A 24,319-nucleotide genomic window follows, 5' to 3' on the forward strand; every position below is an offset into this window, starting at 1 on the left:
TTTAGGGGCGTAGTTCAATTGGTAGAGCACCGGTCTCCAAAACCGGGTGTTGGGAGTTCGAGCCTCTCCGCCCCTGCCAGTTACCAATTAAGTAAAAACAAAAGAAGTATCTTATTGATAACCCGATTACTTTAATCGGGTTTTTCTTTATGCAAAAATCGATAATTCCTACCTAAATTTGCGACCTATTCCTGTTATTTCTAAGTTAACTAGAGATCGGTTTAAGCCATTATTTGAAGCCCTGTTTTCTCGACATTTGAAATATTCAGGATGACTTTTTCGGTTTCAAACAATAGGTAAAACCGCCCAGTGAATTCAACATGAATCCATGCAAACTACGATGGTGAGAATGTTCAATCTGCGTAATATTTTTTAGCTGATCATTAATTGTTTCAATAATGAATCGATTAGCGATCATCGCTCTATCTCAGGCCACTAATAATTTTGGCTTCATATTTTTGCGTTGTCCTGTAACCAATGTTATTCCTTCCATCTTTAAATCTTCAGTTAATGCTTTGCTGATGTAAGTTCCGCGGCAACAATCTCATCAAGATGGTTAACGATGATGTGCTGCTTGAAACCGTAGAACCATTCTATCGTCTCTTTTCCTCTGGCCGCCGAGTTTTTAAAAAACCGATGTTTTGGGATCCGTAGGTTGTGGCACACTTTAATACTGGTAATAAACTCGATACCTGTTGGTTGACCTTTTAGATGGGTAAAGAAGGAACGTAATGGCACTCAACCCTTCGATATGACGTCAAAAAAACGCGTGTAGCTCAATAAGGTTGGAAAGTCTTTTTTGTGGTATACCACAATGAACCCAATATAAAAATGCTTCAAATCACGATGATGAGACATAGGGAATGCAATGATGATGGTCATAATTCCACTGCTTGTCATTCTTGTTTGGTGTAGCCGCTGACCTTTACCACTTTCAATCAAGTATTTTTGCCATTGTGGGATGAAAAATTTGCAAAATCATCGATATGACAAAATAAGTTAACTAAATTATGCATAGTGGATTCCTTGGTGAACAGTGATTTTTTGGTCGAAAGATCTGATCACCGAACCTACTTTTCGTTCCCTTCTTTTTTATTTTTCTTATCTCGAGTTCAGGTTAAGTTATTGGCTTGAATTGAAATAGCCCTGTCGTATGAGAGATTATTATGCGTAAGAGGCTAAATTAAAGAGGCTGATAAGAAAAAACGCCCGACAGTATTATCGAGCGTAGTTAAAACTGATAAGTAGTTAGTCAGTTATGACGTAGGGGCTAATTGTGCGTTTTTAATGGGGGTTTTTATTAATTGATTAATCAATGCTTGTTGATCGTTCTTTTGTAACCAGACGGCGTAGAGTGGTTTTGTAATTACGGTCTCTGAGAGCGTTTTGAGTCCAGGGTACTGAATACTCCAGTGAGACGGTAAAAACGCGGCAGAAAGTGATACAGGCAGTAATTGACGAGCAATGTGTGCAGATGTCGTGATCATAACTGGCGAATCATCGGGCGTAAGGCTTGCGTCATTTTGAGGTTGAAAATCGGCACTCCACTCTAATTTGATATAATTATAATTTGTTAAAGCGATATTTTTTTGTGAGGCCATTAATTGAAGCTCAATAGTGCCTATGATGGTGCTTTCGAACTCATCCATTTTCGGCGGTTCAGTGGCAATTAATAAATCTAGCTCTCTCGAATGCAGTTGTTTCACCAGTGACTGCCGAGTCGAAACTCTCGCCTCTAAACGTAATTCATCATGCTGTTCATACAGTGATTGCATCCAATCGGTAAGGTAGCCTTCCCATAATGATGCGGTAGCACCTATCGACAATTCAGTATGCTGTGAAGCATGGGAGATCTCTTTTTTGGCTTGTAGCCATGTATTCATTAAGGATTCAGCGTAAGGAACTAAGCGCTCCCCAGCAGCCGTTAGCCTAATATTATTGCGGTGTCGCGTGAATAGGTTTGTACCGAGCTGTGTTTCGAGTTGCCGGATGCGAAAACTGACAGCTGATTGCGTTAAATAGAGTGATTCCGCGGCTCGGCCGAAGTGTCTGGTTCTACTGACTTCCAAAAATGTTTTTAATAACTCAGTATCCACATACATCTCCAATAATTTTTGTCGTGATGATTTAAATGTTTTGTTTTACAGATTGTCAATGCTGTCTAATACTCCGCGCCATAAAGAGTTGACAGTAATAAGTTAGGAGTGTGTCAGATGGCAGAAAGCTTCATCACGACTAATCGTTTTTTTGACAATAAACATTACCCACGTGGCTTTTCTCGTCATGGTGATTTTACCATCAAGGAAGCTCAGTTACTCGAGCGCCATGGCCAAGCTTTTTCTGAGCTTGATTCCGGCAAACGTGCAGCACAAACCGACGAAGAAAAACTTTTCGTTGCGGTTTGCCGCGGCGAAAGGGAACCTGTAACTCCTGAAGAAAAAGTGTGGGCGAAATATTCTAGCCGCATAAATCGTCCGAAACGCTTCCATACTCTCTCTGGCGGTAAGCCTCAGATAGACCCTTCGGATGACTATACAGATACAGACGATTAATATCATCAATATATTTAGAGGGGCTTACAGGCCCCTTAACTTATATGCGTTATAGTCACGTAAAGTAACGAAGCTGACTTTCTAAATCTCTCTATGAGGCCAGTGTAATAAGCGCTGCTACATCATCGTAGATTCATTTAGAGTGTACGCTTATGCCACTATCATTCACCACCTCTCCAACTACTCAGCTTACTTGTTTTTGCAAATGAAGCAATAACTTATCCATCGCTCTATAACCGAGAGCTTCGAGAAGATGGGGTTTTTCGATATTATTGGTATTTTGTAAGTCGGCAATAGTTCGAGCGACTCTCAAAATGCGATGCCAAGCACGTATCGATAACCCAAGTTTGTTTAAGGCATGCTCCAAAAAAAGTGAATCTTTGGATGTAAGTTGGCATAGGTTTGTCGTTTCTCTGGCGGTTAATTGGCTATTGAGTTTCCCCATTCTTTTCATTTGTATCTCTCTTGCAAGTATGACTCTAGCGCGGATTTGCTCACTATTTTCGCTTTGATACTGTTGATGACTGAGTGTACCCAACGGAAGCAGCGGTATTTCAATAGACAGATCAAATCGATCAAGAAAAGGACCTGAAACGCGTGATAAGTAGCGTAAGATTTTCGTGGAGGAGCTTCGGCAGTAATCACCTTGATATTGGCCTGTAGGGCTTGGGTTCAGTGCGGCGATGAGTTGAAAGTTGGCTGGGAAACACACTTTTGCTTTAGCGCGGGAAATAATAACTTGCCTTGATTCAAGTGGCTCACGTAATGCGTCAAGTACAGAGCGGCTAAACTCAGGCAATTCATCCAGAAATAAAATGCCATTATGGGCTAATGATATTTCACCGGGTTTAGGAAGGCTCCCTCCACCAATGAGTGCTGCCATTGACGCGCTATGGTGAGGAGCTCTAAAGGGTCTAGGAGGCCAAGGAGAAGTTAAATCGCTTGAATGGCATAGGCTATGTATAGAGGCGACTTCTAGGGCTTCCTGTGGCGTTAGGGACGGTAGTAATGTTTTTAGGCGACTTGCTAGCATCGTTTTTCCTGTGCCTGGAGGGCCTAATAACAATAAGTTGTGCCCACCACTTGCACAGATCTCTAACGCTCTTTTTCCCTGCTCTTGGCCAATAATATCGCTAATATTCCCGTCGCAAATGGGGGGCTCAGGGATTTCGGTCGGATGGAAATTACCTGATAATGTCATTTTCTCGTATAAAAAATGACAAAGTTCTAATAATGTTCCTGCAAACTTAACACTATTATCAGGTAATAAATTCAGCTCATATTGATTTTCAGATGAAAGAACGAGTTGCCTTTTTTGTGTTAATGCCGCGAGTGCGGCAGGGATAGCACCATTTACATGGCGAATATGACCAGACAAAGCGAGTTCACCGAGAAATTCATACTGATGAAGTATTTTTGTAGGCACTTGGCCTGATGACGCTAAGATAGCGATTGCTATCGCAAGATCGTAACGTCCCCCTTCTTTCGGGAGATCGGCAGGGGCTAAGTTAATCGTCATTTTTTTTGCAGGGAATTCAAAACCGCTGTTTAATAATGCGCTCCGTACTCTATCTCTCGATTCTTTTACAGCCGTTTCAGGTAAACCTACAAGTGTCAATCCAGGTAGCCCATTACTAATATGTGCTTCAACAGTAACCAGTGGCGCATTCATTCCTATCGATGCTCTTGTATACACAATTGCTAATGCCATATCTCCTCCCTTGAATAAACAGAGTAATATTCTGTTGAATAAAGAGCCGTTTCAATGGCTCTTTTTAAGGATGAGAGTGGGAAGGGAAACTTAAATGTAAAATATTTGCCACGGATTAAATTTTTGCGAAGGTGGTCGTAAAACTATTATTAATTAATATGTTATATGATATTAATTTATAGATAATAGAAATTAATTGAGAAGGAATTTTTTTAAAGATGAGGTGTAAATTAAAATTAATATCATCAATACTACGCTTGCTTGTTGGAATATCAGGCTGCGTATAATAGCTTCGCTATATGTATTTGCTGTAAATTCTATAAAACACTAGTTATTTATTCTGTTTGTTTTTTATCTATCTGATTTATATTGAAATATATTTTTTGATAATAAAAATTTAAAATAAAAGTTGTCAAAGTAATTTTAAAATGATACCTCTTTAATATAGATAACGAATAATACAGCGAAAGACAGAACCGATGAACGCATTTTTCCGAGTGATTAGCCTAATTATTATCAGCGTGGTGGTGATTATTATCCCACCGTGCGGGGCTGCACTTGGACGACGAAGGCTAAATTAGTAGCCAGATCTCACGAGAACCCCGCACCGAAAGGCGCGGGGTTTTTTTTGACGTAAAGTTTAGCAACATCATCAAACCTAAAAAAACAAAATAAATACAAATAGATAAATTAATTGGAAGACAGGAGAAAAGCATGAATGGGGCACAGTGGTTAGTTCAAGCATTGCGGACGCAGGGAGTGGAGACTGTTTTTGGCTATCCGGGAGGCGCTATCATGCCAGTGTATGACGCGCTGTATGATGGCGGGGTTGAGCATCTGTTGTGTCGCCATGAGCAAGGGGCGGTTATTGCCGCGATTGGTTATGCTCGCTCGACGTCAAAAACAGGGGTTTGTATTGCGACATCAGGGCCGGGAGCGACGAATTTAATCACTGGGTTAGCGGATGCTTTGTTAGATTCTGTGCCTGTTGTGGCTATCACGGGGCAAGTGAGTTCGGAATTTATTGGCACTGACGCTTTCCAAGAAATCGATGTTTTGGGTTTATCTCTGGCCTGTACTAAGCACAGTTTTTTAGTGGAATCTCTTGAAGACCTGCCTCGCATTGTTGCTGAAGCTTTCGCAATCGCAAATAGTGGTCGCCCAGGACCTGTACTGATTGATATTCCGAAAGATATTCAACTGCAGCAGGCAGATCTCGCGCCGTTTTTAATGCCTGTTGAACAGGATTTACCTATCCAGTCACATGAGGTTGCTGAGGCAAGAGAGTTACTCAAACAGTCGCAAAAACCAATGTTATATATCGGTGGTGGCGTTGGGATGTCAGGTGCGGTTGCCGAGCTAAGACGTTTTATTGATTACACGGGCATTCCTTCTGTGACAACTTTAAAAGGGCTAGGCGCAGTTGCACCTTCGGAGCCATATTATCTCGGAATGCTGGGGATGCATGGTACTAAGGCGGCAAACTTCGCGGTGCAGCGTTGTGATTTATTGATAGCCGTGGGCGCTCGCTTTGATGACCGTGTGACAGGTAAGTTAAATACATTCGCGCCAAATGCCAAAGTCATTCATATCGATATCGACCATGTTGAATTAGATAAATTGCGTCAAACGCACGTCGCTTTATTAGGTGATGCTAAAGCGTTATTACCTGAGTTGATGATGGAAAAAACGATTTCATCTTGGCAGGAAGAGGTACGCCAGCTAAAGCATGAGTTTAGCTGGCGTTACGATCATCCCGGTGATGCTATCTACGCCCCTTTGCTGTTAAAGCAACTGTCTGATCGTATGAAGGCAAATACGGTTATCACGACAGATGTTGGGCAGCATCAAATGTGGTCGGCCCAACATATCGCGGTTGATGCACCTGAAGATTTTATTACTTCTAGTGGTTTGGGAACCATGGGCTTTGGTATTCCAGCCGCGATTGGCGCACAAGTGGCTCGTCCGGAAGACACTGTGGTTTGTGTCTCTGGAGATGGTTCTTTCATGATGAATGTACAAGAGCTTGGCACCATTAAACGTAAACAACTACCCGTTAAAATTTTATTGTTAGATAACCAGCGGTTAGGCATGGTTCGTCAGTGGCAAGAGCTGTTTTTTGAACAGCGCTATAGCGAAACGATTTTAACCGATAACCCTGATTTTGTGGCTTTGGCTCGGGCTTTTGATATCCCAGGGCGACGCATTACCTCAAAATCTGAAGTTGACGCAGCGCTTGATGAGTTACTCAACAGTGAAGGCGCTTATCTGTTACAGGTCTCAATAAATGAATTAGAAAACGTCTGGCCGTTGGTTCCACCAGGGGCGAGCAATGAAAAAATGATGGAGAAACCGTTATGATGCAACATCAACTCGCAATACTGGCCCGTTTCCGTCCTGAGGTTTTAGAGCGTATATTACGGGTGACTCGCCATCGTGGATTCCAAATCAGTTCGATGACTATGGATCATATGCCGGATGGTGATAATGTAAATATCGAAATGACCGTGAACAGCCAGCGTCCATTAGCTCAGTTATATGCTCAGTTAACTAAGCTGTCTGATGTTTCGGAAGTTGAAATAAGAGAACAAGAATCACGACTATTACGCACACAAAGTGCAATGTAAGGAATAAATAAAATGACTAAGAAAGCTGACTATATTTGGTTTAACGGTGAAATGACGCCATGGGCCGATGCAAAAGTACACGTTATGTCTCATGCTTTGCATTATGGTACATCGGTATTTGAAGGCGTCCGTTGCTATGATTCTCACAAGGGGCCTGTTGTTTTCCGCCATCGTGAGCACATGCAGCGTTTGCGTGACTCTGCAAAAATCTACCGTATGCCTGTCAGCTATAGCGTTGATGAGCTGATGGAAGCATGCCGTGAAACGTTACGTAAAAATAACTTAGTCAGTGCCTATATTCGTCCATTAGTCTTTATTGGTGATGTTGGTATGGGGGTTAATCCTCCAGATGGTTATAAAACAGATGTCATCATGGCGGCTTTCCCATGGGGGGCCTATTTAGGCGAAGAAGCTTTAGATCAAGGAATTGATGCTATGGTTTCCTCATGGAACCGCGTTGCAGCAAATACCATTCCTACTGGAGCAAAAGCGGGTGGTAACTATTTATCGTCGCTACTTGTTGGCAGTGAAGCACGTCGTCATGGCTATCAAGAGGGAATTGCATTAGATGTTAATGGTTATTTATCTGAAGGGGCTGGTGAAAATATTTTTGAAGTGAAAGATGGCATTTTATTTACACCACCATTCACATCTTCTGCACTGCCGGGGATCACTCGTGATGCGATTTTAACGTTAGCGAAGGATATGGGCATTGAAGTTCGTGAACAAACCTTATCACGTGAGTCTTTATACCTTGCTGATGAAGTGTTTATGACCGGAACCGCAGCTGAAATCACGCCAGTACGTAGTGTGGATGGCATTCAAGTGGGTATTGGTCGCTGTGGCCCTATGACCAAAAAGATCCAGCAAGCCTTCTTTGGTTTGTTTGATGGTACAACAGAAGATAAATGGGGTTGGTTAGATCCAGTTAACCCTTAATAACAAATACAGACAGATTTACAGGCGGTCGTTCCCCGCCTGTTTTAAAACACGGGAGTAAAGATATGCCGAAGTACCGTTCAGCAACCACCACCCATGGCCGTAATATGGCAGGCGCACGTGCATTATGGCGTGCCACCGGTATGACCGATGCTGATTTTGGAAAACCGATTATCGCAGTTGTTAACTCATTTACACAATTTGTACCGGGCCATGTGCATTTGCGTGACCTTGGCAAACTTGTCGCTGAGCAGATCGAAGCGGCAGGGGGTGTCGCTAAAGAGTTTAATACAATCGCTGTCGATGATGGCATTGCAATGGGGCATGGTGGGATGCTTTATTCCTTACCTTCCCGTGAGTTAATTGCAGATTCAGTCGAATATATGGTGAATGCACACTGTGCAGATGCCATGGTATGTATCTCTAACTGTGACAAAATCACACCGGGTATGTTAATGGCATCATTACGCCTAAATATCCCTGTTATTTTTGTTTCAGGTGGTCCTATGGAAGCTGGGAAAACCAAGCTTTCAGATCAAATTATCAAGTTAGACTTAGTGGATGCGATGATCCAAGGCGCGAACCCTAATGTAAGCGATGCGGACAGCGAACAAATTGAACGCTCTGCTTGCCCAACATGCGGCTCTTGCTCAGGTATGTTTACCGCTAACTCAATGAACTGTTTAACCGAAGCATTAGGGTTATCGCAACCAGGAAATGGGTCATTACTTGCGACCCATGCTGACCGTAAAGCGTTATTTATCAATGCTGGTAAGCGTATTGTTGAATTAACTAAGCGCTATTATGAGCAAGATGATGAAAGTGCATTGCCGCGTAATATCGCTAATAAATCCGCTTTTGAAAATGCGATGACATTGGATATTGCGATGGGTGGCTCAACCAATACGGTTTTACACCTGTTAGCAGCGGCTCAAGAAGCCGATGTTGATTTCACAATGGCAGATATTGACCGTTTGTCACGCAAAGTCCCGCATTTATGTAAAGTTGCGCCGAGCACCCAAAAATATCATATGGAAGATGTTCATCGTGCTGGTGGTGTTATTGGTATTTTAGGTGAGTTAAGCCGAGCAGGCCTGCTACAGCATAATGTTAAAAATATTTTAGGCCTGACACTTAAGCAGACACTTGAGCAATATGATGTGATGTTGACGCAAGATGAAGCCGTTAAGTCGATGTTTTCGGCGGGGCCTGCGGGTATTCGAACAACACAAGCCTTTTCGCAAAACTGTCGCTGGCCTTCTCTCGATACTGACCGTGAAAATGGCTGTATCCGTAATATAGAGCACGCCTACAGTTTAGATGGGGGCTTAGCGGTACTTGCGGGGAACATCGCGGAAGATGGCTGTATTGTGAAAACCGCAGGTGTTGATGAAGGTAGTTTAACTTTCCGTGGGCCTGCGAAGGTTTATGAAAGCCAAGATGATGCTGTAGAAGCCATTTTAGGCGGTAAGGTTGTTGAAGGGGATGTGGTTGTTATTCGCTATGAAGGCCCGAAAGGTGGCCCAGGCATGCAAGAAATGTTGTACCCAACCTCATACCTTAAATCAATGGGATTAGGGAAAACCTGTGCGCTCATTACGGATGGCCGCTTCTCAGGAGGAAGCTCCGGGTTATCCATTGGTCATATTTCACCTGAAGCCGCTAGTGGTGGATTGTTGGCATTGGTACAAGATGGCGACATTATTGATATCGATATTCCAAAGAGAACGATAGCACTTGATGTTGATGATAATGAGCTGAATAAACGCCGAGAAGCGGAATTGGCGCGTGGTGATAAAGCGTATACGCCACGTAATCGTCAGCGTGAGGTCTCTTTTGCATTGCGTGCCTACGCATCTCTTGCAACGAGTGCAGATAAGGGCGCTGTACGCGATAAATCTAAGCTGGGAGGCTAATGACGGTGGCTGCTGCAAAACCATTACCCTCTGCACCTACGGGTGCTGATTATTTAAAAGCGGCGCTCAGTGCGCCGGTTTATGAAGTGGCTCAGGTCACCCCATTGCAAGAGATGAGAAAAGTGTCTGCTCGCATGGGAAATACGATTTTAGTTAAACGTGAAGATAGGCAGCCTGTTCATAGCTTTAAGTTGCGTGGTGCTTACGCCATGATTGCTGGATTGACCGATGAACAAAAAGCGAAAGGTGTGGTTACCGCTTCTGCGGGGAACCATGCACAAGGCGTTGCACTATCGGCCAGTCGTGTTGGCGTGAAAGCAAAGATTGTCATGCCTGTGGCAACCGCAGATATTAAGGTCGACGCGGTACGTAATTTCGGTGGTGAAGCCATTTTGCATGGGGCAAATTTTGATGAAGCGAAAGCCAAAGCCATCGAAATGGCGACAAATGAGGGGTACACCTTTGTTCCCCCTTTTGATCACCCTTCTGTGATTGCAGGGCAAGCCACAATAGCATTGGAGTTGTTACAGCAAGATGCGCATCTTGATCGCATTTTTGTCCCCGTCGGTGGTGGTGGCCTGATTGCTGGCGTAGCGGTTCTGATCAAGCAATTGATGCCTGAGATTAAAATTATCGGCGTTGAAGCCGAAGACGCGGCATGTTTGAAAGCCGCATTGGCAGCGGGGCATCCGGTTGACTTGCCTCGAGTTGGCTTATTTGCTGAAGGCGTTGCGGTGAAGCGTATTGGCGATGAAACATTCCGTCTTTGCCAAAAATATGTGGATGATGTGATCACCGTAGACAGTGACGCGATTTGTGCGGCGTTGAAAGATATTTTTGAGGATGTGCGTGCGATTGCTGAGCCATCTGGAGCATTAGCACTAGCAGGCTTAAAAAAATATGTGCAACTGCACAACATTAAAGGCGAGCGTCTTGCACATGTTTTATCCGGTGCAAATATGAATTTCCATGGCCTGCGTTATGTTTCAGAGCGATGCGAAATTGGTGAGCAACGGGAGGCACTTCTTGCGGTCACGATCCCTGAACAAAAAGGCAGCTTTTTGCGTTTCTGCCAGTTATTAGGCCATCGTGCAGTCACGGAGTTTAATTATCGTTATACGGATGCAGATCCTGACCGTGCTTGTATCTTTGTGGGGGTGAGGTTAAGCGGTGGCGAAAACGAACGAAGTGAAATTATTCAAGAGTTGCAACAACATGGCTATGAAGTTGCCGACCTATCCGATGATGAAATGGCGAAATTACATGTACGTTATATGATTGGTGGTCGACCATCGAAGCCATTGGAGGAGCGCCTTTATAGTTTTGAGTTCCCAGAATCACCGGGGGCATTGTTAAAATTCTTAGAGACTCTGGGGACGTATTGGAATATTACACTGTTCCATTATCGTAGCCATGGCACTGATTATGGTCGTGTGTTAGCGGCGTTTGAGTTATCAGGTCCTGAGGTGCGTTTCGATAGACACCTTGATGCGCTAGGTTATGAATATCATGATGAAACAGGGAACCCGTCATTTAGGTTCTTTTTAGCCCCCCAAAGCTCACCGCAAACATTAGATTGAGTGGTCGGGCAACAATTGCCAAAATGATTTGATGAGTGGTTCACTTAGGCGTTTGCTAAGCGAGCAAACGCCTAGCTCAAAGGGTTCAACCAGCGAAATATTGTCGAGTTGTAATATACGGCTGCGAACTGGCTCAGGGCTGTTATCAACAACGACGCTTGGTATCAAGGCAATACCACAGCCGAGTGCGACCATTGACACGATAGCTTCATGGCCTGAGACAGTTGCATAGATCACGGGATTATTGATGTGATGACGGCGAAACCAGAGTTCGATACGTTTTCGTGATGGTCCGTGTTCAGGCAGAATAAACGGGATCGCATTCCAGTCGGGCTGCTCTTCGGTAGCCATGGTTCGAACAGCACAAGGTAGTGCGGGGGCGATCAGTACCAATGGGATTTCACCAATTTTAGTAAACCTTACATTATCAGGAAGGCGTTCTGGTTTACCTGCGATCCCAAGGTCAGCTTCCTTGGTTTCTACTTTGTCGACAGCATCGGCCGCATCACCAGTGGTGAGTTTTATTTCTACCAGTGGATGCAGTGCGCGGAATTTATCCAGAATTTGTGGCAAGTGGCTATACGCGGCAGTGACAGAGCAAAAAAGGCGCAGTTCACCCGTAAGAGAAGGGCTTTGCTGGTTAAGGACATGCTGGAGTTGTTGATATTGTAATAAGGTTTGTTGAGCAAATTGTTTAAGGTGCTCACCCGCTTGGGTCAGTTTTACCGACCGATTATCACGAATAAAAAGTGGATGCCCTAGCTGCTCTTCTAAGCGTTGAATTTGCCGCGATAAAGTGGATGGACTGACATACATCGCCTTAGAGGTTCGACCAAAATGGCAACTTTCTGCTAAATGAAGAAATAGCTTTAAATCACGGATATCCATTTTTGTTTCAGCCTTAAGTTAAGTCAAAAGAGCGTTGCATAATATGCAACATTGTATTGTTAATATATCAATTTAAGCAATGCGAATCATCGCATATAGTAAAACCATAAACGCTAAATAGAAAAGCGACAGGCAGATGCCTGAAATAACGAACACAACAGAACAACGGAGTAAGACAATGGCGAATTATTTTAATACTTTGAATCTGCGTCAGCAGTTAGAGCAGTTAGGCAAATGTCGTTTCATGAAGCGCGAAGAGTTCGCGGATGAAGCAGGATACCTGAAAGGTAAAAAAATCGTCATCGTCGGTTGTGGTGCTCAAGGTTTAAACCAAGGCCTAAATATGCGTGATTCAGGTCTGGATATTGCTTACGCATTACGTGCTGAAGCGATCGCTGAAAAACGTGCATCATGGCGTAAAGCGACAGAAAACGGTTTTAAAGTCGGTACTTATGAAGAATTGATCCCTGAAGCGGATTTGGTCATTAACTTAACGCCAGACAAGCAGCACTCAGCGGTCGTTCGCGCTGTTCAGCCGATGATGAAGCAAGGCGCTGCATTAGGTTACTCGCACGGCTTTAACATTGTTGAAGTAGGTGAAGAGATCCGTAAAGATATTACTGTTGTGATGGTTGCTCCAAAGTGCCCAGGTACTGAGGTTCGCGAAGAGTATAAACGTGGTTTCGGTGTGCCAACGCTGATTGCTGTTCACCCTGAAAATGACCCTAAAGGTGAAGGTCTGGCTATTGCGAAAGCATGGGCTGCGGCAACTGGCGGACATCGTGCTGGTGTACTGGAGTCATCATTCGTTGCAGAAGTTAAATCTGACTTGATGGGTGAACAAACCATCCTGTGTGGTATGTTGCAAGCGGGCGCTCTGCTTTGTTATGACAAGATGGTTGCTGATGGTGTTGAGCCAGGCTATGCCGGTAAATTAATCCAATTCGGTTGGGAAACAATTACCGAAGCATTGAAGCAAGGTGGTATCACGCTGATGATGGATCGTCTATCAAACCCTGCGAAATTGCGCGCATTTGCACTGTCTGAGCAACTGAAAACAATCATGGCTCCTTTGTTCCAAAAACATATGGATGACATTATTTCTGGTAAATTCTCAGAAACCATGATGGCTGACTGGGCAAATGATGATAAGAATTTGCTGGCTTGGCGTGAAGAAACCGGTAAAACACCATTTGAAAACTACCCTGAATATGAAGGAAAAATCGCTGAGCAAGAGTATTTTGACCACGGTGTTTTGTTAGTTGCAATGGTTAAAGCTGGGGTTGAGTTGGCGTTTGATACTATGCTGGAAGCTGGGATCCTTGAGGAATCCGCTTATTACGAGTCACTGCACGAGCTGCCACTGATAGCCAATACTATCGCTCGTAAACGCCTGTATGAAATGAACGTGGTTATTTCAGATACGGCGGAATATGGTAACTACCTGTTCTCGTTTGCGGCTGTGCCAATGTTGAAAGACTTTATGAGCAAACTGCAAGCGGGAGATTTGGCGAAACCTGTTGCTGATAATGGCACCGATAATGCACAACTGCGTGATGTTAATGAAGCTATCCGTAACCACCCAATTGAGAAAATCGGTAAGACGCTGCGTGGATATATGACAGATATGAAACGCATTTCAGTGGGTGGCTAACTTTTCGTCACACTAGCACTATTCGCCGTTTTCCTTTAACGCGAATAGTTTAGAAAAATATATTAGATATAAAATAATATCGTATTGAAAACCGTGTTGTTCTGAATGACACGGTTTTTTTGTTTTTCAGACTCGACCGTCATAGATAGAAATATGCAGTTAAATGGATACATGATGGTTTAGCCGTTTTTATGCGCCGAGTGCTTTCTGCTACAATCGACAACAATCTGTCTTTTTGAAAATAACCTGATCTAGAGAAACCATGCGATTAAATCCAAGCCAGCAGCAGGCTGTTGAATTTGTGGATGGCCCATGCCTTGTATTGGCTGGTGCCGGCTCGGGAAAAACCCGAGTGATAACGAATAAAATAGCACACCTGATCCGCCAATGTGGCTATCAACCACGTCAAATTGCGGCGGTCACCTTTACCAATAAAGCCGCTCGTGAAATGAAAGAGCGTGTCGCACAAACATTGGGGCGGAAAGAAGCTCGAGGGTTAATTATCTCTACATTTCATACCTTGGGCTTGGAGATCATTAAACGTGAATATAAGGCGTTAGGTATTAAGGCTAATTTTTCTCTGTTTGATGATCAGGACCAAATGGCATTGCTCAAAGAGCTCACTTTTGATCTGCTAGAGGAAGATAAAGATCTTTTGCAGCAACTGATCTCATCGATCTCGAATTGGAAAAATGATCTGTTAGCACCAGAGCAGGTGTTGGCGAAAGTGAGAAGTGAGAAAGAGCATCGTTTTGCAGAGTGTTATCGTCGTTACGAATTGCATTTAAAAAGCTGTAACGTATTGGATTTCGATGATTTGATCAGTAAGCCGACCTTACTTTTATCCCATAACGAAGAGGTGCGGGAGCGTTGGCAACAAAAAATTCGCTATTTGCTGGTGGATGAGTATCAGGATACCAATACAAGCCAATATCAATTGGTTAAATTGCTGGTGGGTCAGCGTGCGCGGTTTACGGTAGTTGGCGATGATGACCAATCTATCTACTCTTGGCGTGGTGCTCGCCCACAAAACTTAGTGCTATTGAGTCAGGATTTTCCAAAGTTAAATGTGATTAAGTTGGAGCAAAACTATCGTTCATCGGAGCGCATACTAAAAGCAGCCAATATTTTGATTGCAAATAACCCCCACGTATTTGAGAAAAAATTATTTTCGACACTAGGTTATGGGGCACCACTTAAGGTTATTACGGCCAATAATGAAGATCATGAAGCTGAAAGAGTTATCGGTGAATTGATTGCGCATCACTTTATTAATAAAACACAATATAAAGATTATGCCATTTTGTATCGCGGTAACCATCAATCGCGTATCTTTGAAAAAATGTTGATGCAAAACCGCATTCCTTACCGTATTTCAGGGGGAACATCATTCTTTTCTCGCCCAGAAATCAAAGATTTATTAGCGTATTTGCGAGTAATCACTAACCCTGAAGATGACAGTGCTTTTTTGCGCATTGTGAATACGCCACGCCGTGAAATTGGGCCAAAAACGATCCAAAAATTAGGTGAATGGGCTAATCAACGCGGTAAAAGTTTATATCAAGCTAGTTTTGATTTAGGACTGGAGCAAACATTAACAGGCAAAGGATTAACCGCGCTACAGCAGTTCACACGTTGGATGGAGAAGATTGTTCAACAGTCTGAGCGTGAGCCATTATTGGCCGTGCGTGATTTACTGCGTGAAATGGACTATGAAAGTTGGCTCTATGAAACTTCGGCAAGTACGAAAGCTGCTGAGATGCGAATGAAAAACGTCAATCAGTTGTTTACATGGATGAGTGAAATGATTGAAGGTGACGACTTGAATGATCCTATGTCGTTAGATCAGGTTGTAACGCGTTTTACGCTGCGCGATATGATGGAGCGCGGTGAAGATGATGAAGAATCAGATCAAGTGCAATTAATGACATTACACGCATCTAAAGGGCTGGAGTTCCCTTATGTGTTTTTAGTAGGGATGGAAGAGGGGTTGTTACCGCATCAAAGTAGTATTGATGAGGATAATATCGATGAAGAGCGGCGGTTAGCTTATGTTGGAATAACACGGGCACAAAAAGAGCTATTTTTTAGCCATTGCCGTGAACGTCGACAATACGGTGAATTAATCCGCCCTGAGCTAAGTCGCTTTTTATTAGAATTGCCGCAAGATGATTTAGAGTGGGAACAGCAACGAAAAGTGGTGACCGCGGAAGAGCGGATGCAAAAAGGACAATCTGCACTCGCTGATATTAAGGCTCGTTTAGGATTAAATAAGAAAAGCTAGCAGAAATGCCCCCTCACATTCACTGTAACGAATGTGAGGGGGAAAATTAATTGTTGGAGCTATTACGCTCTTCAAGTTTCAAAGGCCAGTTAACATAACCTTGCCACTGAACTTCTTGTTGCAAGTTTTCTGCTCGTAATGGATGCTCTGCGAGCCAGCGGTAAGGCAATACAATCGTCAGAGAATGGGTCTCTGCATGAAGTCGTAATGCTGGCAATGTATCATCTCGCCGACGGCTTGCAAAAAGAATAGCTAATCGCAACAGGCGACATAAATGATAAGCTTGTTGCATGGGTAAAGCATTTTGTTGACTGAGTGTGGCTAGGTCAACAGGCCCGTGTTGATTGCGGAGTAATGCAGCCAGTAAGCGCTTTTGTGCAGGAGTAAAGCCAGGAAGGTCAAGGTTAGTGATAAGGTAACTGGCATGCTCCGGCCCTTTGCGGAAGTCAACGCTTAAACCGATTTCATGCAAAGCACAGGCACTTGATAACAAATCACGGCAGCGTAGGTCTAGCTGCCAATTTTTAGAGACCTGTAAAAAGAAATGCTCTGCTAATTGGCTAACGCGGGCAGCTTGCTCGATATCGACTTGAAAGCGACGCTGAATATTACGCAAGGTACGAGCGCGAATATCTTGCTCAATGGGTAATTCAAGCATGCCGTAAACTAACCCTTCACGCAATGCACCACCCGCTAAGGTCATATTATCAATCGATAAAGCTTTAAAAATAGCGATGAGGATAGACAGACCGCTTGGGAATACCAGCGCTCGCTCAAAGGTGAGCCCTTCAATTTCTAACTCTTCAAGCTTGTGGCATTGAATGGCTTTATATTTAAGCTGTTGTAGCTTATCTAAGGTGATCAGCTCATCCATGCCTTGCGCGATCATGATTTCTTGGATGGCTTGAACGGTGCCTGATGCACCAACACAAATTTTCCAACCATGATTTTTTAAGGTATCCGCAATAGGGGCAATCACCGCGTGGGCGGCTAACTCCGCTTGAGTAAAATTCTCCTCGGTGAGTGTGCGATCACTAAAATATTTTTCTAGCCAAGTGACGCAACCCATTTCAAGGCTAAATAGCTGAGTGGCTTTGGCACCGATACCTGTAACCAGCTCGGTACTACCTCCCCCAATATCAACGACTAAACGCTGATCGGGGCCTCCGGTTGTGTGAGCAACGCCTTGGTAAATTAAGCGCGCCTCTTCTTCTCCTTGAATAACTTTGACGGTATTACCTAGAATTTCACTGGCTTTTTGCACAAAAACATCGGCATTTTTAGCCAGCCGCAATGTTGCAGTCGCGACGACACGGATTTGAGCGCTAGGGATATCTTGTAAGTGCTCTGAAAAGAGCCTCAAACATTGCCAACCGCGCTCCATAGCTTGTTCTGACAGCATATTATTGCCATCTAAACCAGCGGCTAGGCGCACTTTGCGTTTTACTCTCGAAATAATTTGAATACTGCCTGCAACTTCACGAACGATCAGCATATGAAAACTGTTCGAACCTAAATCAATTGCTGCATAGAGAGAAGAAGATTTCAGCATATCGTTATTACTCAGCCTGAACGTTTATGGTTGTTACGTGGGCCATTATGGCGACGTGGCGAATTTGAATTGCGACGAGGCCCTCCTGGACGCGGACGATGGCGGCGTTTCGGAGCAGGAAGGTCAGTTAATAACGCTTCGCTGTTGTACTTACTCACTGGAATCGAATGTTGAATGTACTCTTCGATGGCGGGTAGATTCAAAGCGTACTCTTCACAAGCAAGGCTGATTGAATGACCACTTTCACCTGCACGACCAGTACGACCAATGCGGTGTACATAGTCTTCACAATCATCAGGTAAGTCATAGTTAAAGACATGGGTAACCGAAGGAATATGTAACCCGCGAGCAGCGACATCGGTCGCAACTAAAATATCGAGATTACCTTGAGTAAACTCTTCTAAAATACGCAGTCGTTTCTTCTGAGCAACATCTCCGGTGAGTAACCCTACACGATGACCGTCAGCCGCAAGGTGTGCCCAAATCTCATCGCAACGATGTTTGGTATTGGCAAAAATAATACAACGCTCTGGCCACTCTTCTTCAAGCAACGTTTGCAATAAGCGCATTTTCTCTTCATTTGAAGGATAAAACAGCTCTTCTTTAATACGGTGACCCGTTTTTTGTAACGGCTCGACTTCAATATATTCAGGGCTATTCATCTGTTCAAAAGCAAGTTCTCTGACACGGTAAGAGAGCGTAGCTGAAAAGAGTAGGTTTAACCTTTCGGTTACCGCAGGCATACGACGGAATAACCAACGAATATCTTTAATAAAGCCCAGATCGTACATGCGATCAGCTTCATCTAGAACAACCACTTGTACGGCATTTAAGTCAATATGGCCTTGTTTTGCATAGTCAATTAAACGTCCCGTTGTGCCGATAAGAATATCAACACCATTTTGTAGCACCTTTAATTGCTCATCATAGCCATCACCGCCATAGGCTAGCCCCATTTTTAGACCCGTATACTCAGCAAGCTCTTTTGCATCTGAGTAGATTTGCACTGCCAGTTCACGGGTGGGTGCCATAATCAGCGCTCGGGGCTGATTGACTTTTTTACCCTCAATCGAAGGGTGAGTTAGTAAATAATGAAATGTAGACGTTAAAAATGCTAACGTTTTACCCGTTCCTGTTTGCGCTTGCCCCGCAACATCTTTGCCTTCGACAGTGAAAGGCAGGGTAGACGCCTGTATAGGCGTGCAAAAATTGAAGCCTTTTTTATTTAGGGCCTCAATGACTTTGGGGTGTAAGGCGAAGTCGGAAAACTTCTTTTCTGTCAAGTGTGCTTTACTCATAGTGTGGTAGAATATCAGTTAACGGTTGGTTTACGAAAGTGTATCTTTTGAAATAAAGCATACTGCTGCCAATTAATGTTACACTAAGACTGCAAAAATGATCCATTGGAGTACAACATGAGCGACAAAATTATTCATATAACTGATGCAAGCTTTGAGAGCGAAGTCTTAAACGCCTCGTCACCTGTTCTCGTCGATTTCTGGGCTGCATGGTGTGGTCCTTGTAAAATGATTGCGCCTATTCTTGATGAAGTTGTTGAAGAATATACAGGCAAACTGACCATCGCAAAACTGAATATTGATGATAACCCAGCTACTGCACCAAAATATGGTATCCGTGGTATCCCTACGCTCCTATTATTCAAAAATGGCAATGTCGTAGCAACAAAAGTGGGCATCTTCTCTAAAATTCAGTTAAAAGAATTTTTGGACGAAAATCTGTAAGTTATAGTTGTTGTTTAAGGTAAAACGTTTAGCGGTACATCTATTTTATAGGGCGCACCGCTAGACGTCCTCAATGAAGCATGGTAAGTTATCGGCAATCCCCATATTGCACCCGAAAGAATTACTTTATAATCCGTTGCTCTTATCATAAATATCTGGTTTGTCAGTTCAGTTGTGGTTCATATATTGTGATCTAGGGCTGATAATGTGTTGATTTCTGGAATTATCAATTTGAAAATTGAGTTGTCGCGCTAGCCGCATTCAATCATTTCATTCGTGGTAAATTGACAATATCAATTCAAGATAGATATGGATTAGCCGTATGAAGGCGTTCTAGTTAGGGATGGGTTTCAGGGCATGAGTTTTGCGTTTTAGTGCTTTGAAAGCTGTAAATTTGCGATATTGGGATAGATGTTGCCTTAAATGCACAAAAAACTATTGCTAATATTGTTTGTGTTTCTAATAATAAGCCGCACATCATTCCGATGAATCGCCGCGATATGTTAGCGCAGTCTTAGCAATAACAAGCGCAAGAATTTTTACGCGTTGTTGAGCCGTTGATGTTTGTAACTATCAACAGGGCGTTATAAAGTTAAACTGGCACTTATATAGCTTATATATAGTTGTCTTCAATTTACGTTCATAGTTCGAGAATTACCCCGAGTTAAAGAACCCACCATTATGAATCTTACCGAATTAAAAAATACGCCAGTATCAGAATTGATTACATTAGGCGAAAACATGGGGCTAGAAAACTTAGCCCGTATGAGAAAGCAGGATATTATCTTCTCGATTTTGAAGCAGCATGCTAAAAGCGGGGAGGATATCTTCGGCGATGGCGTTCTGGAAATATTGCAGGATGGATTTGGTTTCCTCCGTTCAGCAGACAGTTCCTACCTCGCAGGCCCCGATGATATCTACGTTTCTCCCAGCCAAATTCGCCGCTTCAACCTTCGCACAGGCGATACAATTTCAGGAAAAATCCGTCCTCCTAAAGAAGGTGAACGCTATTTTGCCCTATTGAAAGTTAATGAAGTTAACTTTGATAAACCTGAAAATGCCCGCAGCAAAATTCTCTTTGAAAACTTAACCCCATTACATGCTAACAATCGTCTTCGTATGGAACGTGGAAACGGTTCTACAGAAGATTTAACCGCGCGTGTTTTGGATTTAGCTGCGCCTATCGGCCGTGGGCAACGTGGTTTGATCGTTGCTCCACCAAAAGCAGGTAAAACCATGTTGCTGCAAAATATCGCGGCTAACATTGCACATAACTACCCTGATTGTGTTTTGATGGTTCTGCTTATTGATGAGCGTCCAGAAGAAGTTACCGAAATGCAACGCCTAGTTAAAGGTGAAGTAATCGCTTCAACGTTTGATGAGCCAGCAGCACGTCACGTTCAAGTCGCCGAAATGGTGATTGAAAAAGCTAAACGTTTAGTTGAGCATAAAAAAGACGTTATCATTTTACTTGATTCTATTACTCGTCTTGCGCGAGCGTATAACACTGTTGTTCCTTCATCAGGTAAAGTCTTAACAGGTGGTGTGGATGCGAATGCGTTACACCGTCCGAAGCGTTTCTTTGGTGCAGCACGTAACGTTGAAGAAGGTGGTAGTTTAACCATTATTGCAACAGCGCTCGTCGACACAGGCTCCAAAATGGACGAAGTGATTTACGAAGAGTTTAAAGGTACAGGTAACATGGAACTACACCTGTCTCGTAAGATCGCTGAAAAACGTGTTTTCCCTGCGATTGACTATAACCGTTCAGGTACACGTAAAGAAGAGCTGTTAACTTCACAAGATGAATTACAAAAAATGTGGATTTTACGTAAGATCATTCATCCTATGGGTGAGATCGATGCAATGGAATTCCTCATTAGTAAATTAGCAATGACGAAAACGAACGAAGAATTTTTCGATTTTATGAAAAGAGCATAATTGCTAACTTCCTAATTGTTAAATTTAAAAAGCGCTGTCAATTTTTGACAGCGCTTTTTTATTTTTTTTACTGATTTTTCTGATGAATATCGAAATTATTTCTTATTATATAGCTCTGTTATTTATTTGTTATGTAAATTAAATTTAAGTTATGTTTTTATATAAATTCAACTTACTCACCATTGGATGATAACAATTTATAATATTGAGATGCCATTCACGGTAATAGAATAGTAATTATATAAAAAATAGTACTTTTTATATTGGATTTTTGTCGCTACAAAATGGAAAATCAATTTGTTGGATGAAATAGATTTATTGTTTTATTCAAAGTTTGACTGTTTTAAGTTAATACATGTATTTCATGTATTTATTTAATGACGATATCATTTACGTAATGGCATTTTCTGATTGGTTGGGAAAGGTTCATTTATTAAACGAAAAACAGCCTAAAATTATAATCATAGAGAAGCATTGTTCTTTATGGCATGCATCTTGCTTTCATTAAGTATAAAATCCATTAATAAGACATGATTGAACAAAAGCTACACTAATAACAACTAGGTAAGCCTTTATAGGGTTATTGTGATAGTTATTGAAGACTCGTCTTATGGAACTTATCTCTTTTGAGATGATAATACCTTAGCTGCCTGTTATTGAGGCAATATAAGCTAAGGCATTGTGGTTTTAGGTTGGTTAGATAAAAAAATAAGAGAGTTGACTCGTGGACACCGCACAATTTATTGCTAGTCTTTTTTACGTTTTTTTGTTCACGTTAGTGTTTATTTTTATCGCTCGAGTTGTGGCAACGAAGATCGGGCTGGTTGATAAACCTAACTTCAGAAAAAAACACGTAGGTCTGGTCCCTTTAGTTGGGGGGATAACGGTCTTTTTTGGTATCTGCTTCGCGTTTGTTATTACAGAAGAATATATACCCCATAAATGGTTATATTTAATCTGTGCAGGCTTATTGGTATTGATTGGTGCGTTAGATGACCGGTTTGATATCAGTGTTAAGTTAAGAGCAGGTGTACAAGCCGTAGTCGCTGTCGTCATGATGACCGTGGCTGACTTAAAACTAGAGTCATTAGGTCATGCGTTTGGGCCATGGGAGTTAGTGCTTGGGCCATTTGGTTATATCGTGACACTGTTTGCTGTTTGGGCAGCTATTAATGCGTTCAACATGGTTGATGGTATTGATGGGTTACTCGGTGGGCTATCTTGTGTCTCTTTCGGTGCATTAGGCTTTTTGTTATATCAAAATGGCAATTATGGATTAGCATTTTGGTGTTTTGCCTTTATTGCAGCTATCCTTCCTTATATCTTCCTAAATTTAGGTGTACTAGGTCGTCGTTTTAAAGTCTTTATGGGTGATGCGGGAAGCACACTGATTGGTTTTACAATTATTTGGATCCTAGTCGAATCAACTCAGGAAGCAGGGCGTCCAATCAACCCTGTGACAGCATTATGGATTATTGCGATCCCATTGATGGATATGGTGGCGATTATGTACCGTCGTATCCGTAAAGGTATGAGTCCATTTTCACCTGACCGTCAGCACATTCATCACTTGATTATGCGTTCAGGTTTTAGCCCAAGAGGGGCTTTTGTTCTGATTACACTGGCAGCAGCCATTTTGGCATGTATAGGAATTATTGGTGAACGCTTAACATTTGTGCCTGAATGGGTCATGTTGGCATTGTTTTTGCTTGTATTCTTTATGTATGGTTACTGCATCAAACGGGCATGGAAAGTAGCTCGTTTTATTAAGCGCGTCAGACGTCGTATGCGTAGAGGTGGTGCAGTACGGTAACGACAAACGGAAATAATAGAGGTTCTGTGCAGTGAAAAACTCAGAAACGCAACCTAATCAGTATCAGCCGCCGATAGAACCGGAATTGGATATCCGTGGTTTATGCCGCTCTTTGTGGCAAGGTAAAATTTGGATCGTGGCATTTGCGGTGATTTTCGCCGCTATTGCGTTGGGTGCATCCTATTTTATGCAGCAAAAATGGAGTTCAACCGCGATCACAGACCTGCCAACCGTGAACAATTTGGGTAGTTATTATTCGCAACAACAGTTTTTACGAAACCTGGATTCCCGTATTAACTCGACGGGTCAAGAAGGGCAATTGCCAACGATTGCGAATGAGGCTTACCAAGAGTTTATTAAGCAAGTGGGTTCTTATGATACCCGTCGTCAGTTTTGGTTAACGACGGATTATTATAAGCAGCGTTTAGAGAATGACCCTAAAGCAGATGCGGCGTTATTGGATGAATTGATTAACAATATTGAATTCACGCCCGCGGATAATCTAAAAAATCTCACTGATAGCATTAAGTTGATTGCGGAAACGTCCACGGACGCTAATCAGCTTTTACGTGAGTACATACAGTTTGCTAACCAACGTGCAACAGCCAACTTGAATGATGAAATTAAGGGAACGTGGGCAACGAAAATGCAATCAATGAAAGCGTTAGTGAAACGCGAAGATATGGTTGCTCAAGCTGCTTATGAAAGACGCTTAAATTTACTCGAACAAGCATTGAAAGTTGCGCAAAAGCAGGGAATTTCGCGTAATCAAAGCTCGGCACCAGTTGATGAAATTCCTGATTCTAAAATGTTCCTATTAGGGGTTCCATTACTTGAAGCTCAGATTGAAACATTAAAAGCGACAGGCCCTGATCACGACACTGATTATGACCAAAACATCGCAATGTTATCTACACTGAGTGTTGGCCCCACTCTCCAAGACAGTTTTCAGGCTTATCGCTATTTGAGAACACCTGAAGACCCCGTCAAACGTGACAGCCCACGTAGAGCCTTTATGATGGTTCTATGGGGAGCTATCGGTGCATTGGTTGGTGCTGGTGTGGTACTTGCACGCCGTCGCCCGTCCTGATTTTGAATAGGTGGCTGTCGATGATGTCAG

18 protein-coding genes, 1 tRNA gene and 1 pseudogene are annotated in these 24,319 nt (G+C 42.8%); 14 read left to right on the top strand and 6 right to left on the bottom strand.

The genetic code is table 11. The features are described 5' to 3' along the window. Window positions 1–3 precede the first annotated feature (3 nt). A tRNA-Trp gene (locus tag PR699_RS01950) sits at window positions 4–79 on the top strand. Window positions 80–221: 142 nt separating this feature from the next. On the opposite strand, the pseudogene PR699_RS01955 reads toward PR699_RS01950, so the two are convergent. Together PR699_RS01955 and hdfR are read right to left on the bottom strand one after the other, a co-directional pair. After that, a pseudogene (locus tag PR699_RS01955) lies at window positions 222–1,016 on the bottom strand (transposase). A 240-nt stretch (window positions 1,017–1,256) separates the two neighbouring features. Beyond that, complete coding sequence (gene hdfR / locus PR699_RS01960; RefSeq protein ID WP_004915423.1) at window positions 1,257–2,102, bottom strand: HTH-type transcriptional regulator HdfR; 846 nt, start codon at window positions 2,100–2,102, stop codon at window positions 1,257–1,259. 111 nt (window positions 2,103–2,213) lie between these two features. On the opposite strand from hdfR, the gene PR699_RS01965 reads away from it, so the two are divergent. Next, window positions 2,214–2,552, top strand: a complete 339-nt coding sequence (locus PR699_RS01965) for a DUF413 domain-containing protein (RefSeq protein WP_004915426.1) — start codon at window positions 2,214–2,216, stop codon at window positions 2,550–2,552. 184 nt (window positions 2,553–2,736) lie between these two features. Here the strand turns inward: PR699_RS01965 and PR699_RS01970 are convergent, their stop codons facing one another. Beyond that, a complete protein-coding gene (locus PR699_RS01970; RefSeq protein ID WP_004915428.1) occupies window positions 2,737–4,263 on the bottom strand; it encodes a YifB family Mg chelatase-like AAA ATPase in 1,527 nt (508 codons plus the stop codon). 479 nt (window positions 4,264–4,742) lie between these two features. Between PR699_RS01970 and ilvL the strand changes: the two genes are divergently transcribed. The 6 genes from ilvL to ilvA all read left to right on the top strand — a co-directional run bounded on the left by ilvL (window position 4,743) and on the right by ilvA (window position 11,325). Then, entirely contained in the window at window positions 4,743–4,844 is a 102-nt protein-coding gene (gene ilvL / locus PR699_RS01975; protein ID WP_071599630.1) for an ilv operon leader peptide, read from the top strand. Between the two features lie 133 nt (window positions 4,845–4,977). Next, window positions 4,978–6,624 carry an acetolactate synthase 2 catalytic subunit gene (gene ilvG / locus PR699_RS01980; RefSeq protein ID WP_004915430.1) on the top strand — a complete coding sequence of 549 codons (1,647 nt, stop codon included), beginning with the start codon at window positions 4,978–4,980 and terminating at the stop codon, window positions 6,622–6,624. After that, window positions 6,621–6,890 (top strand): acetolactate synthase 2 small subunit, encoded by a 270-nt coding sequence (ilvM, locus tag PR699_RS01985; RefSeq protein WP_004915433.1) that lies wholly within the window; start codon window positions 6,621–6,623, stop codon window positions 6,888–6,890. Before ilvG ends, ilvM begins: the two co-directional genes overlap by 4 nt. Before the next feature lie 12 nt (window positions 6,891–6,902). Next, entirely contained in the window at window positions 6,903–7,829 is a 927-nt protein-coding gene (locus tag PR699_RS01990) for a branched-chain amino acid transaminase (protein WP_004915437.1), read from the top strand. Between the two features lie 65 nt (window positions 7,830–7,894). Next, on the top strand, window positions 7,895–9,745 hold the full coding sequence (ilvD, locus tag PR699_RS01995) for a dihydroxy-acid dehydratase (protein WP_014657278.1): 1,851 nt from the start codon (window positions 7,895–7,897) through the stop codon (window positions 9,743–9,745). Window positions 9,746–9,750: 5 nt separating this feature from the next. Then, window positions 9,751–11,325 (top strand): threonine ammonia-lyase, biosynthetic, encoded by a 1,575-nt coding sequence (ilvA, locus tag PR699_RS02000; RefSeq protein WP_171831062.1) that lies wholly within the window; start codon window positions 9,751–9,753, stop codon window positions 11,323–11,325. Here ilvA and ilvY read toward each other — a convergent pair. Further along, window positions 11,317–12,213, bottom strand: a complete 897-nt coding sequence (gene ilvY / locus PR699_RS02005; protein ID WP_004915447.1) for an HTH-type transcriptional activator IlvY — start codon at window positions 12,211–12,213, stop codon at window positions 11,317–11,319. The two genes, ilvA and ilvY, sit on opposite strands and share 9 nt — an antisense overlap. Before the next feature lie 178 nt (window positions 12,214–12,391). Between ilvY and ilvC the strand changes: the two genes are divergently transcribed. Beyond that, complete coding sequence (ilvC, locus tag PR699_RS02010) at window positions 12,392–13,867, top strand: ketol-acid reductoisomerase (RefSeq protein WP_014657279.1); 1,476 nt, start codon at window positions 12,392–12,394, stop codon at window positions 13,865–13,867. A 262-nt stretch (window positions 13,868–14,129) separates the two neighbouring features. Next, window positions 14,130–16,151: a DNA helicase Rep gene (gene rep / locus PR699_RS02015; RefSeq protein WP_004915452.1), complete on the top strand. Its 2,022-nt coding sequence runs from the start codon at window positions 14,130–14,132 to the stop codon at window positions 16,149–16,151. Window positions 16,152–16,197: 46 nt separating this feature from the next. Here rep and gppA read toward each other — a convergent pair whose 3' ends face one another. Both gppA and rhlB read right to left on the bottom strand, forming a co-directional pair. Next, window positions 16,198–17,703, bottom strand: coding sequence for a guanosine-5'-triphosphate,3'-diphosphate diphosphatase (gene gppA, locus PR699_RS02020; RefSeq protein ID WP_004915455.1), 1,506 nt, complete (start codon window positions 17,701–17,703; stop codon window positions 16,198–16,200). Window positions 17,704–17,714: 11 nt separating this feature from the next. Then, complete coding sequence (gene rhlB / locus PR699_RS02025) at window positions 17,715–19,001, bottom strand: ATP-dependent RNA helicase RhlB (protein WP_004915459.1); 1,287 nt, start codon at window positions 18,999–19,001, stop codon at window positions 17,715–17,717. 117 nt (window positions 19,002–19,118) lie between these two features. Here rhlB and trxA point away from each other — a divergent pair, with 117 nt between their 5' ends. The 4 genes from trxA to wzzE all read left to right on the top strand — a co-directional run bounded on the left by trxA (window position 19,119) and on the right by wzzE (window position 24,289). After that, on the top strand, window positions 19,119–19,445 hold the full coding sequence (gene trxA / locus PR699_RS02030; protein ID WP_004915462.1) for a thioredoxin TrxA: 327 nt from the start codon (window positions 19,119–19,121) through the stop codon (window positions 19,443–19,445). Window positions 19,446–20,126: 681 nt separating this feature from the next. Next, entirely contained in the window at window positions 20,127–21,386 is a 1,260-nt protein-coding gene (rho, locus tag PR699_RS02035) for a transcription termination factor Rho (protein WP_004915469.1), read from the top strand. Between the two features lie 724 nt (window positions 21,387–22,110). Beyond that, window positions 22,111–23,199: a UDP-N-acetylglucosamine--undecaprenyl-phosphate N-acetylglucosaminephosphotransferase gene (gene wecA, locus PR699_RS02040; RefSeq protein WP_004915476.1), complete on the top strand. Its 1,089-nt coding sequence runs from the start codon at window positions 22,111–22,113 to the stop codon at window positions 23,197–23,199. 31 nt (window positions 23,200–23,230) lie between these two features. Then, window positions 23,231–24,289 carry an ECA polysaccharide chain length modulation protein gene (wzzE, locus tag PR699_RS02045; RefSeq protein WP_014657281.1) on the top strand — a complete coding sequence of 353 codons (1,059 nt, stop codon included), beginning with the start codon at window positions 23,231–23,233 and terminating at the stop codon, window positions 24,287–24,289. Window positions 24,290–24,319: the final 30 nt, after the last annotated feature.

Source organism: Providencia sp. PROV268 (assembly GCF_028477805.1).
In the GTDB taxonomy this organism is placed as follows: Bacteria; Pseudomonadota; Gammaproteobacteria; order Enterobacterales; family Enterobacteriaceae; genus Providencia; species Providencia stuartii.